General features: G+C 55.6%; 13 protein-coding genes. 3 read left to right on the forward strand and 10 right to left on the reverse strand.

From position 1 onward, the window contains the following. Positions 1 to 460 precede the first annotated feature (460 nt). Positions 461 to 1,600, forward strand: coding sequence for a putative sensor domain DACNV-containing protein (locus ABD920_RS20010; RefSeq protein ID WP_345161583.1), 1,140 nt, complete (start codon positions 461 to 463; stop codon positions 1,598 to 1,600). 325 nt (positions 1,601 to 1,925) lie between these two features. Continuing rightward, positions 1,926 to 4,067: an FUSC family protein gene (locus ABD920_RS20015; RefSeq protein ID WP_345161585.1), complete on the forward strand. Its 2,142-nt coding sequence runs from the start codon at positions 1,926 to 1,928 to the stop codon at positions 4,065 to 4,067. A gap of 11 nt (positions 4,068 to 4,078) precedes the next feature. Here the strand turns inward: ABD920_RS20015 and ABD920_RS20020 are convergent, their stop codons facing one another. The 10 genes from ABD920_RS20020 to ABD920_RS20065 all read right to left on the reverse strand — a co-directional run bounded on the left by ABD920_RS20020 (position 4,079) and on the right by ABD920_RS20065 (position 14,728). Then, complete coding sequence (locus ABD920_RS20020; protein ID WP_345161587.1) at positions 4,079 to 4,534, reverse strand: hypothetical protein; 456 nt, start codon at positions 4,532 to 4,534, stop codon at positions 4,079 to 4,081. Between the two features lie 197 nt (positions 4,535 to 4,731). Next, positions 4,732 to 5,085 (reverse strand): hypothetical protein, encoded by a 354-nt coding sequence (locus ABD920_RS20025; protein ID WP_345161588.1) that lies wholly within the window; start codon positions 5,083 to 5,085, stop codon positions 4,732 to 4,734. Between the two features lie 234 nt (positions 5,086 to 5,319). Then, entirely contained in the window at positions 5,320 to 6,054 is a 735-nt protein-coding gene (locus ABD920_RS20030; RefSeq protein WP_345161590.1) for a class I SAM-dependent methyltransferase, read from the reverse strand. 190 nt (positions 6,055 to 6,244) lie between these two features. Continuing rightward, positions 6,245 to 6,574: a hypothetical protein gene (locus ABD920_RS20035; RefSeq protein WP_345161592.1), complete on the reverse strand. Its 330-nt coding sequence runs from the start codon at positions 6,572 to 6,574 to the stop codon at positions 6,245 to 6,247. Positions 6,575 to 6,973: 399 nt separating this feature from the next. Continuing rightward, positions 6,974 to 8,371 carry a D-alanyl-D-alanine carboxypeptidase/D-alanyl-D-alanine endopeptidase gene (dacB, locus tag ABD920_RS20040; protein WP_345161594.1) on the reverse strand — a complete coding sequence of 466 codons (1,398 nt, stop codon included), beginning with the start codon at positions 8,369 to 8,371 and terminating at the stop codon, positions 6,974 to 6,976. 44 nt (positions 8,372 to 8,415) lie between these two features. After that, positions 8,416 to 9,210: an RBBP9/YdeN family alpha/beta hydrolase gene (locus ABD920_RS20045; RefSeq protein WP_345161596.1), complete on the reverse strand. Its 795-nt coding sequence runs from the start codon at positions 9,208 to 9,210 to the stop codon at positions 8,416 to 8,418. Positions 9,211 to 9,582: 372 nt separating this feature from the next. After that, the gene (locus ABD920_RS20050) at positions 9,583 to 11,178 is read right to left on the reverse strand and encodes a hypothetical protein (protein WP_345161598.1); all 1,596 of its coding nucleotides are present in this window, start codon (positions 11,176 to 11,178) and stop codon (positions 9,583 to 9,585) included. Between the two features lie 249 nt (positions 11,179 to 11,427). Beyond that, the gene (locus tag ABD920_RS20055; protein WP_345161600.1) at positions 11,428 to 12,429 is read right to left on the reverse strand and encodes an endonuclease/exonuclease/phosphatase family protein; all 1,002 of its coding nucleotides are present in this window, start codon (positions 12,427 to 12,429) and stop codon (positions 11,428 to 11,430) included. A gap of 197 nt (positions 12,430 to 12,626) precedes the next feature. Then, positions 12,627 to 13,292: a porin family protein gene (locus tag ABD920_RS20060; protein ID WP_345161602.1), complete on the reverse strand. Its 666-nt coding sequence runs from the start codon at positions 13,290 to 13,292 to the stop codon at positions 12,627 to 12,629. A 422-nt stretch (positions 13,293 to 13,714) separates the two neighbouring features. Then, entirely contained in the window at positions 13,715 to 14,728 is a 1,014-nt protein-coding gene (locus tag ABD920_RS20065) for a Gfo/Idh/MocA family protein (protein ID WP_345161604.1), read from the reverse strand. A 609-nt stretch (positions 14,729 to 15,337) separates the two neighbouring features. Here ABD920_RS20065 and ABD920_RS20070 point away from each other — a divergent pair. Further along, a complete protein-coding gene (locus ABD920_RS20070; RefSeq protein ID WP_345161605.1) occupies positions 15,338 to 18,058 on the forward strand; it encodes a c-type cytochrome in 2,721 nt (906 codons plus the stop codon). The last annotated feature ends 503 nt before the right edge of the window (positions 18,059 to 18,561 follow it).

Genomic DNA, 18,561 nt, shown 5'->3' on the forward strand with positions numbered 1-18,561 from the left:
TAATCTTACTATGTTTATTTGCATTACTTCGCTTTAGCGTATATCAAACAAGCATGTTACGTATTTTTACGGCATCTTTATATATTCCACCGCAGTCGGCATTCATATAAGTTCGGCCTGCCGCTGCGATCCGCCTGTCGCTTCACAGCGGCCGAAACCTGATTCGTTCCTTCTGCTGGAAGAAACGAATCAGGAGTAAGCTAACATGGCCCTTTTACACACGTAAAAACCAAAGCACCGACGGCACTACCGGGCAGGGTGTATCGGCACCGTCCGCTATAAAAGCAACGAATATATCATATACCCAGGCATTACAAAGGAAGCAGCCGGCCGGAGGCACCCTGTCAGCGCACCGGCTCCAGTTTTCATCATAACAAATATAAAATTGCGCCTCTCTCCTGAATGCAGCACCGATTCCGGCGCTCGGTTACAGGTATCGAACGCAGTACAGCAAAGCAGCATGACCCAGAAAATAACCTACCAGGCCGCCCGTACTGTGGCGGCAGCCGTTGAAGACCACTTTGCGCGCCACCTGGCCGCCGCGCGGGAGCGCGGCGAACACGCCCTTGCGCCTGCTCCGCGGGCGCGGGCGATTGAAGCCATCATCGATGCCGCCTTCTGGGCGAGCCTGCTGCGGGAGGAAGGCCGCTCGCCTAAGATATCGCTGGCGTACCTCCCGCCCCAGCAGGCAGAGCAGCCGATGCAATTCGAGCGCTGGCTGCAGCTCACCCCGGGCGTGCTCACCAAGCTGGCGCCAGCTGTTGAGCGGCCCGGCATCCACCTGGGTGTCTGGTGCGAGGATGACGTGCTGTATGTCTGGGGCGCGACGCGGGCTATCCCGAGTCTTAGCTTTGTGCTGGAGGTAGTGGAGCCCGGCCTGCTGGTGGTAAAGCACCGCCGCATATCGGGCTACGGCAAGTTTGCCAATGTGGCCGTGCTGAAAGGGGAGCAGGTGAAGGTGGTGGACGGAAACGCCACCACCCTTTCCGACAGCTCCGACCTGCTGACCTCCATGCTCGGCTTCACCACCGCCTCCGCCTCCTCCCGCGACCGCGGGGCCAACGTGCTCATCCAACTGGCGGTGTCCATGCGCGACCACGGCCGCGGCGGCTCCCTCTTGATCGTGCCCGCGGGCACCCAAAGCTGGCAGCAGTCCATCATACACCCCATACCGTACGCAGTTGACCCGGCTTTCGGTGGCCTGGCTGACCTGATAAAACAGGGCGAGCACGAATGCCAGTGGCGGGGCGACCTGGAACGCGCCGTAGACGGAATTGCGGGCCTCACGGCGGTAGACGGAGCCACCGTCATCAGCGACCAGTACGAGCTGCTGGCCTTCGGGGCCAAGATAGGCCGGCCGGAGGGCAACGCGCCGGTGATGCAGATAGTCACTACGGAGCCCATCGTGGGCGGAGGCGCGGTGGTGGTTCACCCCGCGCAGTCCGGTGGCACCCGGCACTTGTCGGCGGCGCAGTTTGTGCACGACCAGCGCGATGCCCTGGCGCTGGTAGCATCGCAGGACGGCCGCTTCACGGTGTTCGCCTGGTCACCGACGCAGGAAATGGTGCACGCCCACCGCATCGACTCGCTGCTGCTGTAGCCTGGCCCGGCAGCCGTGTCTCCGCCCGAAACAGGTACACGCTTCTGTCCCTCTCCCTCTGAAAGATTGCCGTTTTTGCAGGCACAGGTGGGGATAAACAGCAAGCAGGGCCGCCATCACTAACAAAATGCTTCCTATATAGGACTTATATACAGGGCTCGTGAACAAAACCCGGATTTATCGGTCCTACGGGAAAATGGATTATCCTTAACCATGATACCTTTGTCGTGACAATGCTATATTCTGATAACCCATACTACGACTTGAACTTAAACCGCCATTTTTCCGGGCACGCCGCCTGTACGTTCCACAGCAACAAGCACGCATGAACATAAAAAACTGGACGGCGAAGCGCTTCTTTTTTAGCGAGTATTTTGCCGACGGCATTCGCACCACCCTGGCTGTCCTGCTTCCAATGCTGGCTTTCATGCAGTTGGGCCACCTCCAGTCGGGCATCCCGGTGTCGATAGGCGCCCTGGCCGCCAGCCTGGCAGATGTGCCGGGGCCTGTGGCGCACAAGCGCAACGGCCTGCTGATAGGTACGCTGGTGGTCTTTTCGGTTGCCCTGCTCACCGGGTATGCCCGCACCAACGTGTTTCTGATGGGCACCAATATCCTTTTGGTATGCTTTTTCCTTTCGATGCTTACCGTATATGGCAACCGCGCCGCCGTGGTGGGCACTGCCGGGCTGCTTGTGCTGGTGCTGGTGATGGGCCTGGCGCCTGAAAACATCTGGGCCTTCAGCGGCCTGCTGGCAGCCGGGGGGATCTGGTACCTGCTCTTGAGCATGGCGTTCTCGCGCATCCTGCCTTACCGGCCGGCCCAGCATGCGCTCGGAGAGTGTATCCGGGAAACGGCCCGGTTCCTTAAACTGAAGGCCGACTTCTACAGCCCCGCCACTAACCTGGACGAGGATTACCGCAAGGTGATTCAGCAGCAAACGGTGGTGAGCGAGAAACAGGACGCTGTGCGGGAACTGCTGCTGCACGACAGGGAGCGGGCCAAAGAGACGACTGACCGCGACAGTGTGCTGGTGCTGACGTTCGTGGACGTGGTGGATCTATATGAGCAGGTGGCCGCCATCCAGTTCGACTATGAGACCATGCGGCAGGCATTCAGCGGCTCTGGTATTTTAGAGCATATAGGCAGCGTGATCAAGCTTGTGGCCGATGAGCTGAATGAGATCGGATGGGCTATTCAATCAGACACCCGCTTCAAGCACAGGCTTTCCCTGCCTGAGGAACTGGAGCAACTAAAGCGACGGATAGAAGGGGCAGCGGTTGGGAACAACGAGAACAGCAGCCTGGTGCTGAAGAAGCTATATGACAACCTGCACCGCATGGCGCACCGGATGGAGGTGATACAGCGCTATTTCACCTCCGGTGAAACCGCTGCGGCCAGCCAAAGGGAAGAACTGGAATATGCCAGCTTTGTATCCAGGCAGGGCTACGACCTGAAGCTGTTCCGCGATAACCTCACCCCTACCTCTGCTATTTTCCGGCACGCGTTGCGGGTCGCGCTTGCCTGCCTCTTTGGCTATATCCTGACAAAGTCGGTGGCGCTCGGGAACCATAGCTACTGGGTGCTGCTCACCATCATCGTTATCATGAAGCCCGCCTTCAGCCTCACCAAGCAGCGCAACTACGAACGCCTTGTCGGCACGCTCGTGGGAGGCGTGCTGGGGGTGCTGGCACTGGCTCTGGTGCAGGAAAAGGCCATCCAGTTCGTGCTGCTGGTCTTTTTCATGATCGGCACCTTCAGTGCGTTCCGCATCAGCTATGTGGTAAGCGTGATTTTTATGACCCCCTTTATCCTGATCAGCTTCGCTTTCCTCGGCGGCGCGGCCTACGTGCTTGCCCAGGAGCGCATCGTCGACACGCTCCTAGGTTCTGCCATCGCTTTTACGGCGAGCTACCTGCTGTTCCCCAACTGGGAGTCCGAGAAGCTTAGCGGGCTGATGCAGAAAATGCTTCAGGCCAACATCGGTTATCTGCAGAAACTGGAAACATGTGTGGCGGGCAGGGGCGTGAGCATAAATGAATACAAGCTTGCCCGGAAAGAGGTATATATAAACTCGGCCAATCTCTCCGCCGCCTTTCAGCGGATGATCTCGGAGCCCAAGCGGAAGCAGCATAACGTGGACAAGGTACACTCATTCCTGGTGCTGAACCATATCCTTTCGTCCAACATCGCCGCTGTCACGTCGACTTTGATGGCGAAGGAGCACCCGGCCTACCCCGCCGTATACAGGTACCCGGTGAGGGAGGCTGCGGCGGCCCTGCAGGAAAGCTTGCAGCGACTTTCAGCACCCGCACCGGCACCGCCCGTTCCGGAAGCCGCCCCTCCGGAAACCAATACAACTGAGATGAGCTTCGATCAGGAAGATGCGCTGCTGAAGGAGCAGTTGGAGTTTATTCAGAAAGTAAGCCACAACATCTGTAAAACGACAGAGGCAATCCGTGCCTGACAATGGCAGGCTTATAATTGTAGCGTGGGCGGAGAAGCCTGCTGCGGCGGTAGCGTGTTCTGGGAAAGGAGCCAGTTCACCGCCTCCTCCTGTGTGGAGAAATTCTTGACCATGAACCTGGTGACACCGAGCGCCTCTGCCCTCGTCACCACGGACTCCAGCGCGATGCGGTGGAACAACGTGGACGGCAGCACCCTGGCCAGTTTCTTCAGATGCGTTTGGGAAAGCAACTCAAAGAAATTTGTCGACAGCCACTCCTTGGAGGCCGCGGTAAGGGCACCAAGGCTCGTTGCATTAGCCAATGCCCGCTCCACGCCCGTATCCCGCAGTACCTCATATAGCTTTGTCCCGCCTATCTGCACCTCCATTTCATCTGCCGCTTTCAGCCACGCAGACCTGAGCATGTTGGCATCCAGATCCACCTCTATTCTGTAGAACGCTGATTCGTAAGCTGTTTTAAATGCCATGCCTCTGAACGTTAAAGATGGGAAAATCAACCGATGCAAGACTATCCAGGGATACAAGGCCATGCAGAAAAGCCGCTGACACTGCCTCCCGAGGGCGCAACCGGGGCAAGGGTTTCTGCCCCTGCCCCGGTTGCGTGGTGGCATAAACAAAAAGCCTCCGCAAAACGGAGGCTCTTGCTTTGGCTAAAAGTCGTATTTTACTTCTCTGGTTCCGCTGCTGCGTCCCCACCTTTTTCATCCATTCTAATAACGCCGGTCTGTCCCTGCGCATTGGTCATGGCTACTTCATATACAGTTTTGCCGGCCTGGTCTCCCTCGGCAGGGGCAACCTTGTATATATCTCCTACTTTCCAATCCTTGTAGGTGTCGCTTTTCAGCGCAGTCTGCACCGCCGCCGGAAGCTGTTCTTGCGTTACTTTCTCTTTCTTACCCTCCTGGCCCTGCTGCTCAGCCTGCGTTGACGCCTGCTGGGTAGAAGTCTGCGCATTGGCGCCTGTAGAAGTCAAACCCAGTACTGCGATAGCTGCCGCTAAGAATGTTACTCTTTTCATAGATAAAGTATTTGTTACACCTTCCCTCATCTCAGAACCGTGCCAAAACAACCAAAAGCATTTCAACAATCTATATAGCAGCCACTTAAGAAAATAATATTGCTTTAGAAAGGAGGATAGGGCAGGTATCTTTGTGTGGAGCGTGGTTACAGACTGCAGAACATTTCCACAGTTTGTGGATGATAACAGCGGGAGGCATATAACCACAGGGTGCGCAGACTTGGATGCTGCAGTTTATTTGACGCCCCCAAATGCGGCAAAGCAGGAGTTCTTATGCAGGATGTCTACCTCCCTGAAGCCCGTCTTCTTCAGCAGGTCGAGTTGGTAGGTGACAGACCGGGGGGAGTCTTCTTTTTGGATATAGGCAAGCACTTTGTTCCGGTAGTCTGCCCCGCCTATACGCGCAAGGTAATCGCCGTACCTGTCCTGAAAGAGGGCGTCTATCTGCGTCGAGTTGTGGGTGACCAGGTCCGAGATCCAGAAGCTGCCTCCGGGCTTCAGCGAGCCATATATCCGGCCAAACACAAATTCCCAGTCCGCGTCGCCCCGGAGATGATGCAGCACGGCGCCGGCAAGCACGATATCGTAATGGCCGACGGGCAGCGCGATATGCCGGATGTCACCCTGCACGGCCGTGACCTCCCCCGCGGTCGCTCCCTGCACTCTCTGGCTCGCCCTGTCCAGCATGGGCCGCGACAGGTCTACGAGTGTGCAGTTCAGGCCCGGAAGTTTGGCGAGCATTTTCAGCGTGTAATTTCCCGCCCCGCAGCCGATATCAAGCAGGTGCTGTGCATCCGGGTTTACCCGCCGGGCGGCATCCGTTATCAGATCAAGGGACAAGGGTGCATCGATGGTGGACTGCTGGCCTGTCTCCAGGTCGGCGAATCTGTCCACGTCGTTATCAAACCTCTCCCGTATTTCCTCAAGCGTCGATTTATTCCTGAAATCTGTGTCCATGCGGCTCAACATGATGGATAAAGTTTAGAAAAGGCCCGGGCAGTTATAGCACCACCTAAATCAAAGGGAAAAAAGATACGATACAACCTGCCCAGGAGCTTCGCACTCCTCCCCTCTGAGAGCATTGCTATCAAAAAAAGCAACCGGCAAGCAGGTAGCGATTGTTGCCACCCGGCTTACCGGTTGCTTTAGTGAATTTTGCTTATACGCCTGCGTCTACGATAATGTCGCGCTGCAGCAGCAGCGCTTCTTTTGTCTGGTGCTCGAGCAGGTCAATGGAAGATATAACATTTCCGCCCTCGCTTAAGGGGGCATAGGTTATTTTAAAGAGCTGCATGTTCTCGTTTATGTAATAATGCACCTTCTTGGCCCCTTTGTCTCTTGCTATCCGCTCAACCCGCAGGCATTTCACTTCCTGGCGGTGGGTGTAGTGGCCGCCCGTTATGATCGTTGCATTCTCAAAATGATGCTGCATGTCTTCTATTCGTGTATCGGCCTGAATCAAAACTCCGGCCTCTGCTACATTTCCCATATCTACTGGTTTCATATACAAAAAATTAAATACGGATATAGAACCCGTCTTGTTAGGTATTAATACTCAATAATACCAAAAGTATGCCATATATATTACCGGATTCCCTCTAAATCGTTGTCTTTATTTTTTTGGACTTTAATAAGTGGGATATACCAAGAAAAACCTTAACGGAAAAGAGTATTTATAGCATATCCCGTTGCTAAAGCACCAGTCATCATGGTAGATATCAAGCATATACCAACCACTTGCCTGTGAGGTAAGATTGCTAAACAGCCGAAATCCGGGTGCAGGCAAACAGTACGCCGCAGGGTACCAAATAGCAGTACTCCCGGTTTTCGCTCCACCGTCAGTTTATATGTGCTAGGTATACAAGGGGCACTACTACCGCAAATGGGGTTATTTCAGCGCATTCAGCACCGCGTACATCTTTTTCATGAGGGCGCCTTCTGAGCCGTTGTAGTTGTTGACGAGGAACGAAAAAGCATACTCCCTCCCATCTTTCCCCTTGTAGTAGCCACAGTACCCTTTGACGCCGTGCATGGTGCCGCTCTTCATTTTCATACCGTTGAAAACCGGCAGCGAGGCATAGAAGCCCCCGAACCAGGGCTGTTTCTTCGCGTACTGCAGCACGCTGACCTGCGCATGCGCCGTGACGCGGTTCAGCGGCGAGAGCCCGGAGCCGTCCACGATGTTTAGCTCGGTTTCAGGGATACCCTTCTGCTTCCAGAGCGCCTTTATTTCCTCCACGCCCTTCTCCGTAGTGGCCATCCCCTTGCTTTTATAGGCGATCGTTCTGACTAGCGCCTCCCCATATAGGTTCACGCTTTTCCTGTTGAACCAGTAGATGATGCTATCCAGCGGAGGGGATGTGACGGTGTGGAACGTGGTATAGCCTTCCGCCGGAGACGGCAAAGCGCCCTGTGCCAGGGGCTTGGCAGGCGCCTGGATACCGGCCTTCGACAAGGCGCCCTGCAAGGCACTGACAAACTGCCGGGAGGCATCGGGCATCGCGCCCGAAATGCTGAACCTGCCCTGGTTAATGGGAATGGTGCCCCTGATTGTGCCGGCTCCCCCATTCAGCGGGAAATAGATATAGGCCTGGTCGCCGGTGCCGCTTGCCGCTGACGTAAGCGCTGACTGTAGTTCATAGCCGCTGATCTCCGGCTCGATGGCCACAATCGTTACCGGGTCGCCTACCTTAGCCCCGGACTTCAGGATCACATCGAACTGGTTCTCCCGCCAGTTCAGTTTGGCCGCCCCCGCCCCGTAGTAGTTCCCGATATCCTGCCATAGCCAGCCGTCCGGAATCGCCCCGGCCTCCCAGCCTTTGTTCTCTAGTACAACAGCGCTGAGGGATTTAATGCCGGCGGTTTTCATCGCCTGCGTCAGCCCGTTCAGAATACTGGCCTCCTTGGTTTCGCCCCACCGCCAGCTGCCCAGGGTGGGGTCCCCGCCGGGCAACACGAGCAAAGCGGCTTCATTCCCTTTTTTGGCGGATGCAAACCCGGTTTTGTACCGGAACCCCTTCCCCAGCAGCTCATAGGCGCTTGCGCTGGTCACTAACTTCAGGGTGGAGGCCGGCACGAGCCCCGTTTTGGCGTTTTCCCCGAACACCACTTCGCCGGTCTTCGCGTCCACCACATACAAAGAAGCGATGCCGCTGCGCAGCTGTGGGTCCTGCTGGAAGGAATTGAAGGCGGTGGCCAGCTTCCCCGAAACGGTTTGCGCGAAAACAAAGGAATGCCCGAGCAGGCAATATAGAAGCAGGATTCCCCTTAAAGCGGATTGTGGCATGGTGTGGCGTTAAGCATATAGAGTTGAAACCGGCCTACTGTATCTCACAGACGCCCGTACAGCTCCTGGATTAGTTTTGCGGCCGGTTTGATAAAACTGTCGTCCTCCCAGTAATCAGAATGGCTGAGGGGCGTCCACCCGGTGTCTATCTCCCTGTCCTCCGTTACAATTTCATCATAGGCATTGGGAAACCCTTTGCTCAGGGGCTTCAACGGCCAGCCCAGGATATCGTCCCGGTCATAGAAGTTATACCACCGGAACAGATCGTTCGGCTTGCTGATCGCCACGATCTTCTCCAGCCCCGAGACAAACAGCGGGATGTTGCACCCCGACGAGAGCATCAGCCGGGCCGTTCTGAGTTGCTGGAACTCCGTGGGCTGCTGCTCCTGCCATATCCCTTTGCCGTGCTGGGCATCCCATATATAGTTCGAAATGATCTGGCAACCCAGCGAATGCGCCATGATGACGACCGGACGGTCCTCATCCTCTAACTCCACGCGCAGGGCGTTTAGTTGCCGGAGGATAACCCGTTGGATTCTCCTGTAGGAACTGTCTTCCTCGTCCGGCCTGAACTCCGAGGTGGCCGCGTCGCTCAGGAAGTTGAGGAAGAATTTCCGCAGCCGCTGCTGGTCAAGCGGGTTGCCGCTGCGGGTCATATTCTCCCACACCTTGTCCTGGTGCACCTGGAAATCGCCGTGGTACCAGATGGACTTAAAGCTGAGGTCTGCGATTGTCTCTGCGCTGAGCTTCTGATAAAGGTTCTGCTGCAGGGCATTGGCATAGTCCGGCCGCTGGTTGCCCATCCCATGGATTGTCAGTACTCCGAATTTCTTTGACATAGGACTATAATTAATTTTTCAGTTCTGTATATGAATAGTAACGATAAACGATTACAGGTTCATTACAGTCATTCAATTAAACTTTGATTCGGGATGCCCTTCCGCTGCAACCCCGCCACGGATATAAAACTCTGGCCTCCCTGCTTCCAGGGCTTGTAGCAGATGAGGCTGCTGGCTGCCCCGGCGTCTTGGTTTATCTATACTTTCCGGGTTGCTTTTCGATCAAAGTAAGAGACTCGTTTTTGCACCCTGTATATATACCTGCTCATGTATAAGAGCGCTTAAAGCACAAGGCCTGCCCCGCGGGGCAAGCCTTGTGCTGCTGATTTCGCAAACCATATAGCATGCACGATCCCATGCTTCTCAACCTGGTTACTTACTCTCGGAGCTGAAGTCTTTGAAGGTTTTGGCCACGTTTTCGTCTGTCGGCTTGTGCTTGTTCTGCCACCCGGCATCCAGTTCCAGCACCACCAAACCCTTCAGGTTCATCACGGCCACAAAGTCGTCTGCGTCTTTCAGGAACTCCGGCTTGCGGCGGGCTGACTTCAGGGCATATTTCCGGGCAAAGATGTCGCCTTTTGTCTGCAGCTCGTTTCGCTTCTCGATGATATAGTTAAGCCGGTCGATCAGGTCTTTGGTAGAGCGACCGATGACCTCGGTCGCCTCCAGGGTACCGATGGTCATGACCATGGTGCCGCCGATGGCTGTTATCTTTTTGGAGGTGGCAGGCTCCTCCACCACCACCGGCGAAATGCCCGTGACGGCGCCCAGCGAGGCGTTGGTAAGCGAACGGCCCTTCTTGCCTCTGCTGGCCCGCTTGTACTTCCGCTTCAGGTCTTTTTCCACTTCCTTCAGCTGCTCGATCAGGTCCCAGGCCTTTACCAGCGGCGCCCGGTACTCCTGGTACAGCTTCCGATCCATTTCCGCCTCATTCACGGCATTCTGAACCGAGAACCGCACCGTCCGCTCTTCGCGCTTGTTCGATTTGTCCATCACCACGAAAGTGAGGTTAAAGGCAAGGGAGTCCTGCGGGTCCTTCACGAAATCATATCCCGGCTTCCATATAAACTCGTACTGCGACGGGGTGTTCCGGACCAGCGCGGCCGCGGGCACATCCGGGTTATCGGACAGGAAGCTGAAAGAGGTGATATCGCCCTCCCCATTCGGGTCGTAGAGCTGAAACTTAAGGTTGACGGTTGCCCCCTCCTCGTACTTAAACTTTTTCTGGGAAGGAATCATCTGGATGCTCGGCGGCAGGTCCTGCTGGGTAGGTTCAATCCTGAAAGACCCTTTTGTGCGTGCCTTGTGCGGCTGGTCCTCCACGTAAAACTCCAGCAGGATGGGCTTGTTCTGCAGCTTTCTGAACTGCGTGAGCGAAGGCCGCCAGGTAAACTCCCCCTGTGCCGACAGTTTGGCCCCCTCGGGCATCCCCTCAGCGATGGGCACAAACACCACCGGGTCACTGTCCTCGTCTTTCACCACCGACGACTCAATAGTATAGGTGTTCTGGGTGTTGTAGAGCACGTAAAGCGGCTTCAGCTCCCCGATAACAGGAGCGCGGTTCACGTGCTGCACGTCAAACTCCACCACCTGGCTCACGGCTTCCCCTTTCTCGTTTCTGACCTCGAAAAGCAGCTGTACCGCGCGGTGGCCGCTCAGGCGGTCCACGAAGTCATAGCTGGGGGTCCAGGAGAAATTCCCGAGCGAGTCAAAGGCGATGCCATCCACCCTGCCCTGGGTAATGGCAAAGGCAGGCTGGGAGCCGGTGCCTCCGGTGGCTTTCACCTCGAATCTGAGTTCCTGCCCTTCCTTCAGCATGTTCCACCCCGGCTGCTCCGGAAAGGAGAGTGCAAGCGGAGGGGCTGCCACCGTGGGGGCCGGCGCCTCTGCCGGAGGCGTGGTCTCCTGAGCTATTACGTTCGCAGCAAGAAGAAAGAAGGTAGAAAAAAGTAGGATGCTCTTTTTCATATTGAAAGCAGACGTAGTGTTCTGGCTATTATCGAACGCTAAAGGTAATAAAGCACATGGTACTGTAAAAACACAACGGATATATATATAGCGATAAGCTGCGCCTGTACTATAAATCCCCCGAAGTATCCTATTTACATGCCTCGGTCTTATAAAAATTGTGCAGGTATGCCGGGGGAACAGGTACAGCCTGAGATAAACTGCTGTTTTAAAAGGAGATCACGAAACACAGGAAGCGCCAGAGCGCGATCAGTCTTCCTGCAGGGCCAGGCTCACCAGAATCGGGAAATGGTCGGACCCAAACCCCGGGAGCCTTTCCAGCGCCACCACCCTGAACGCTTCGGAGACATATACATGGTCCAGCGGCCACCTGAAGAACGGAGACTGCGCGTTGAACGAGTTGTAAAGGCCCCTGCCCACCCGCACGTCGCCTAACCCGCTCTTTAGCCCAAACAGACGCGAGGTCTTGGACCAGGCCACATCATTCAGGTCGCCGGCCACCACCACGGGCCTTTCTCCCGCTGCCACCATCTCCCCCACTTTCAACAGCGCTACTTCTTTTTCATTTACACTGCCCGGCAGCTTGCTGGGCACGGGAGGCACCGGGTGCAGGGCGTGCAGGTCGAACAGCGTGCCGTCCGGCAGCCTGACGGTGGTATGAAAAGACGGCACGTGCTCGTAATGCAGAAACTTGATTTCGGTGTCCTGCAACGGAAACCTGGAATACAGGGCCATGCCATAGGTGTTGTCGAGCGGGTACACTATCTTGTGCGGATAGGCGGCAGAAAGCGCGGCAAGTTTCTGTGTCCACCACCGGTTTGTCTCCATCGCCAGCACCAGGTCCGGGCCCGAATCCCGGATGATCGCCAGCAAGGCCGCCTCGTCGTCATTCTCCATCCAGACGTTGGCGAGAAGCAGGCTGAACCGTTGCTGATTCTCGGGGGAAGACGCCGCATCCTCCACCGCTTTCTCAGCCAGGGAAGTATAGGGATAGATGATATAGCCCTGCAGGAACGCGCTGGCCACCAGGCCGGACACAAGCAGCCAGAAGGAAACCGCCCGGTGCACCCTGATCGCCAGCAGCAGGAGCAGGCACAGCACCAGCGCCACCAAAGCCTGCATCCTCGGAAAGTCAAGGACCTTTATATACCACAAGGGCACGTCGTACAACAGGGAGGCCATCGTCAGGAGTATGAGCAGGACACCTGCCAAAACCAAAATATAGAAGAAGAGACGCTTTATTATTTGCATTTGCCCGGCAAAATCGACAAGCCACCCTTTGTGGCCCTTATGTCACCCTCCTACGCGCGCGTACAGGCAATCGTTTATATATACCTGCTGAAGTGATTTCTCTGTCGCTGCTTCTCTACCTATCTAGTAGATGCCCGCCAAAAAAGCCCGCCCTGCCCGTTAGGCAGGGCGGGCTTTTGTATGCCACAAAAAATTACTTATTGTGCGGAAGGGAAGCGCAGGCCCAGCGTCAGCATGAACACCGAGTGGCGCGCATTCGAGAGGTCTCCTTCAAAGTTCACATCCTCTTTCACGAAGTCAGAGAAAGCACCGTTGTAGCGCAGGCCCAGGCTGATGCCGTTGCTGGCCCTGAAGCCCAGCCCGGCCACGTAGCCGATCTCAAAGTCAGCGAGGCCCTCTTTGCTCTTTTCGTCGCGGCTGCTGGCAATCAGGTTGCCGCTGCCGTCATACACCTCGGTTTCGTTGTTCACGCTGAGCAGGTAGCTGAGCTGCGGCCCCAGCTCGAAATAAACCGGGCCGGCGTTGATGTTCGCCAGGATGGGCAGGTCGAGGTAATTGTAGTTCACGCTCCCTTCTCTTTTCCTTTTCTGCAGGAGCAGGTTGGTGTACTCCTCGCCGCTGGTCTTAAAGCCTTTCCTGGAATACAGAAGCTCGGGCTGCAAGGAGATGAAGTCTTCGACCAGGGGGAAGTTCAGCGTCACGCCGCCATGAAAGGAAACCTTGTTCTCGAACAGTTCCTCGTCGCGGAGCTCTCCTGAAAGGTTCGACAAGTTGGCGCCTCCCCTGACCCCGAAGGTCGCCTGTGCCTGTGCGGCTGTAAAAGTGCCTAATACGAAAACGCAGGCAATAAATAGTTTCTTCATAAGAATAAGTAAAAATAGGTATCGTGCTTTAAACGGCTATAGTACGTGCAATCTTATGCTGCCGGTTCGGGTGGCTTTCCCTTTGCGATTCCCGCTATACAGGCGTTGCACTCTGATTTGCCTGACAACCAGCCTACTACCTGGCAAGACCTGTTTTGCAGTTGGTTGGGCTGCCTGAAACTTCTTTGTATCACACAAGTTAATGCCTATATAGTGAAGCGCTATTTATAGATGAGCTATATATACCCGGGCCTTTTTCTCCATTCAGACATCCTCCAAGCAGGAATATGCGGAACTGGAAATGACTGGCCGCGCTGAAGACTGCCCCCAACACGTAAAGGAAAGCATCAAAGGGAGACAGGCGAAATTGCTCGGGAAACGCCATCTCCGCAGAGCCCAAGGCACCATTCTATATATAAACCTCATCCCGGCTGTGCACCGTCTTGCTTCTCATATACCTTTTTGCCGGTGAAGGCGTCGATCAGCCGCATCCCCTCTACCGCTTCCCCGGCGGGGCAAGGGTTCGGATTCTGGCCAAGGAAATAACCGGTCACTTTTTCGATCATGGGCTGCTGCACGTATGCCGGGTTCTTGAAGCGGAGAACCTCACGTTTCCCGTCCTGCCAGAGCACCACCTCCGCCTCCCCGAAAAAGGAAAAGGAGATTTTCCCTTTTGTGCCGATGATCTCGCAGCTGTCGAGGGCTTGTTCCGGGGGCACGTTAAATCCCCACAGCCCCCGAAAATTCACCCCGTTTTCGAACTGAATCAGGCCGCTCACGAAATCGTCCGCCTCCGTGACCTTCGCCTGGTTCGCGGAAAAGCCCGTGGCGCGCTGCACCGCCCCGAAATAAAGCAGCATGAGGTCGAGCTGGTGCGGCGCCAGGTCATGAAACAGACCGCCACCGGAGATGGCAGGGTCCGTGCGCCAGTTGGTTTCGCTGGCCGCCACCAGCCCCGGCTTTGCAGGTTGCAGCAGGCGCACATCCACCAAAAGCGGCTGCCCTATCTCTCCACCGTCCAACAGCTCTTTTACTTTCCGAAAAGCGGGCAGGGCGCGCCGGTAATGCGCGATCACCAGTTTGCCCGTGCTTTCCTTTGCTTTCTCCGCTATCCGCCGGGCGCCGTCGCTGTCCAGCGCCATGGGCTTCTCGAGGTACACGTGCTTGCCGGCGGCAAGGGCCGCGATGGCATAGGCTTCGTGCGAGGCGGGCGGCGTGGCCACATACACGGCATTTATGTCCGGGTCGCGGATCAGGGCGTCGGCCTGGCTGTACCACTTCGGCACCTGGTGGCGCGCCGCAAAATCAGCGGCTTTTTCAGCATCCCGGCGCATCACGGCAACCAGGCGCGAACCCGCCACCTGCTGAAAGGCCGGGCCGCTCTTTCGCTCAGCCACGTCGCCACAGCCAATCATCCCCCACCTGATCTCTTCCATATATCCTGGGTTATATATAAATGATGTTTTCTCAATATCCGTAATATATGGTGCATACACAACCGGAGCTATACACAGTCTGGCTAAGGGTTAAAAAATAGCCGGCAGCATCCAAAGCAGGATCCATACCCCACTGCGCCGCTCCCAGGTCAATCCTGCTTGCCTGCGCCATGTTCTGCGTCTGCCAGCCGCTCTGCGGATATATAACCTACGGCTTTGGCTGATGGCCTTGATGAATTCTTGTGCTTTCTGGCCCTCTACCGCCCCGGCAGGCGTTTCCTTATTGGCCGGTGGCACTCCAGAACAGGCAAGCCTATAGCTCGCTTCCCCGTCGGCACCTGCTACGGAAAGGGAGAGCCAGCGCCCCATCCCCATCAACTTTCGGTTAATTCCGGAGGATTTACGAAGAAACAGGACAGTACAGGACAGATACTTTTATCAGGATATATACATTGAAACTAATTCATGACACGAATTTTCGGCTTGTGCATCCATGAGAAGGTTCCTTTGCCCCCGCTGAGCGCAAAGGAGACGTTCCGGGTGTTTTTTTCGACCGAAAAACTTTCATAAATTATCAAAGGCATTTACATCACTATAATCTCAAAGAATATGTATCGCAAATTTCCTACAATAAGAGCGTTGCTGGCGCTCTCTGTCGCTGTCTTGGTTGGCTCTTCCTGCAGTAGGGTAGAACAAGCGGAGACAGTTGACGCTACACCGGTAGACCCCAGGACCGAGAAACTAAAATTACCCACCGGCTTCAAGGCAGACCATTTATACAGCCCTTCAGAAAACGAACACGGCTCGTGGGTTTCCATGACTTTTGACCCCAAAGGCAGGTTGATCACCTCCGACCAGTACGGAGCCTTGTACCGCCTCGAGTTGCCCCCAATCGGTGCTGATTCCGCACAACCCAAAATCGAGAAACTGATCATCGGCGACGGTGCCGTGATCGACTCAGCCAAAACACACGGCGGCATGGGCTATGCGCAGGGTCTGCTCTGGGCATTTAACAGCCTCTACGTGATGGTGAACCATAACAGCAACGAGGAGTTTGAGAAGGGCAGCGGGCTCTACCGCCTACAGGACACCGACGGGGATGATCAGTTTGACAAGGTGACTTTGTTGAAGTCCCTGGTGGGCGAGGGAGAGCACGGGCCGCACAGCGTGGTACTGGCACCTGACAAGAAATCGCTTTATGTAGTGGCCGGAAACCACACTGACTTACCGAAGATGGACGCTTACCGGCTTCCCCCGGTATGGAAAGATGACAACCTGTTTCCGCAGATAAAAGACCCGCGCGGGCACGCCAACGACCGCGGCGCCCCCGGCGGCTGGATCGCACAGGTTGACTCGCTGGGTGAGCGCTGGGAGCTGATCAGTGCCGGCTACCGGAACCCTTTCGACATCGCCTTCAATGACGCCGGCGATTTGTTCACCTATGACTCTGACATGGAGTGGGATTTCGGCATGCCGTGGTACCGCCCTACCCGCATCTGCCACGTGACCAGCGGCAGCGAGTACGGATGGCGCACAGGCAACGGGAAGTGGTCTCCGGCTTACCCGGACAACCTGCCGCCCGTGTTGAACATCGGCCAGGGGTCACCTACCAACCTGGTGCATGGCGGGAAAGCAAAATTCCCTGAAAAATACCGTAACGCACTTTTTGGCTTCGACTGGAGCTTCGGAATCATCTATGCGATTCACCTGCAGCCGGAGGGTTCTTCTTACAAGGCGACAGCCGAGGAATTTGTCTCGGGCTCACCGCTCCCCCTCACGGATGGCGTGATTGGCCCGGACGGCGCCCTCTACTTCCTGACTGGCGGACGCAGGCTTGAGTCAGACCTGTACCGGGTGTACCACGACGACCATGAGAAAACTGACGCCCAGCTTGCCTCCAGCAAGACAGCGCCTAAAGAAACAGCGGCACACAAACTCCGGGAGCAGCTGGAGCAGTACCATGGGGAAGCCAAGGCAGGAGCCGTTGATTTCGCATGGCCTCACCTGAAGCACAATGACCGGTTCGTTCGCTATGCCGCTCGCATCGCCGTGGAGCACCAGCCGGTGAGCCAGTGGCAGCAGCGCGCACTGAACGAGACGGATCCCCTGATCAAGACGCAGGCGATTATCGCGCTGGCCCGACACGCCAACAAGACCCAGAGCAGCCAAATGCTGGAGTCGCTCATGGCGATCGATTATGCAAAACTCCCCGAGGCAAAGCAGTTAGACCTGCTGCGCGCCTTTGAAGTGGTTCTGTTCAGACACGGCACGCCGAGCCCTGCACTGAAGCAAAAGGTAATCGCGTACCTGGACCCCCAGTTCCCGGCTAAAGCGAACGAGCTCAACCGCTCGCTCAGCAAGGTGCTTATAGCGTTGGATGCACCCCAGGCCGTATCCAAAACAATTGCGCTGCTTGAAACCGCAAAAGACGAGAAGTCGGAGACTGCTACGGCGTCATCTGACCTGATCCTTCGGAACCCGCAGTACGGAATGGACATAGCCGGCATGCTGGCCAGCGTGCCTCCTGCCCAGCAAACGTATTACGCCACCGCATTGAGTGCAGCCGAAACCGGATGGACACCTGAGCTTCGGGAGAAATATTTCAAGTGGATGTACGATGCCTTCAAATACAAAGGGGGCAGAAGCTACGTTGGCTTTGTTGACAAAGCAAGACAGGCGGCCCTGAGCCATGTCCCTAAAAGCCAATATGAGCATTACAATACCATCTCCGGGGATTCGCTGCTGAGCGGCGGCGGACTGGAGTTAGCGACCAGCACATCGTACAGGCCAAAAGGCCCCGGAAGAAAATGGACAGTGGAGGAAGCTTTGCCCCTCGTAGAAAGTGGGCTCACGAACCGGGATCTTGAACAGGGGAAAGCCATCTATGCGGCCACGCTCTGTAAGTCGTGCCATACCATGGGAGGCGAAGGAGGAATCGTGGGGCCAGACCTGACGCAGTTAGGAAGCAGGTTCACGCCAAAGGATATCCTGGAGGCCATCATTCACCCGGATAGCGTGATATCAGACCAGTATGCGGCTTCTATATTCTATCTGAAAGACGGCAGTTCTGTTGTTGGAAGGCTTACAAACGAAGATGAAAACACTTACTATGTTTCACAGAACCCGTTTGCACCTCAAACGCTTCGGGAAATACCGAAGAGCAATGTCACGCGCACTAAAACTTCCGAAGTCTCGCCGATGGTGCCACACCTGATCGACCGCCTGAACCCCGAGGAGTTGAAGGATTTGATGGCGTACCTTATATCTGCCGGCAAAAAAGACCACAAGGTATATACCGCATCCGCCAAGGCGGAAAGCAATCCACAGTAAGCATATAGTGTTGTTGAAGGACGACAAATCATATTAGAGTAAACTTTTTCATACTAGGTTGTTTGTTTGACCTCCATTGCATCTGCAGTGGAGGTCTTTTTTTACGCCCCACAAGCCGAGCCCATATAGCAAATCAGGCAATTGCAGGAAGAAATGCAGTGCATTCCCTTTTGATCAAAAGCAATACCATTAGCAAATGAGTGCTGCGTAGGAAGCCATTTGTTTAGAGTCGAATGTAGCTCAAGCGCACCCCAGCCGCTCTAACGAAGGGAATTTTGTATCAAGGAATGCCGATGCGCTGTGCACAAATCTACTGACAGGGGATAATTACATTCGCCGCCGGTCTCTGCTTTTGGGTTGATGAGGCGGGGCGGCTTCGGGACAAGCAGGAAAGCTGGCGTAGTGGATGAGCAGCAGCTGTGTCCTATCTTCACACACAACAACATTAAAGGGTAGTAAGTCTACCATCATGGAGTTTATCCTTATCATCAAAGCCCATGCAT

Source organism: Pontibacter saemangeumensis, from assembly GCF_039541895.1.
Taxonomy (GTDB): Bacteria; Bacteroidota; Bacteroidia; order Cytophagales; family Hymenobacteraceae; genus Pontibacter; species Pontibacter saemangeumensis.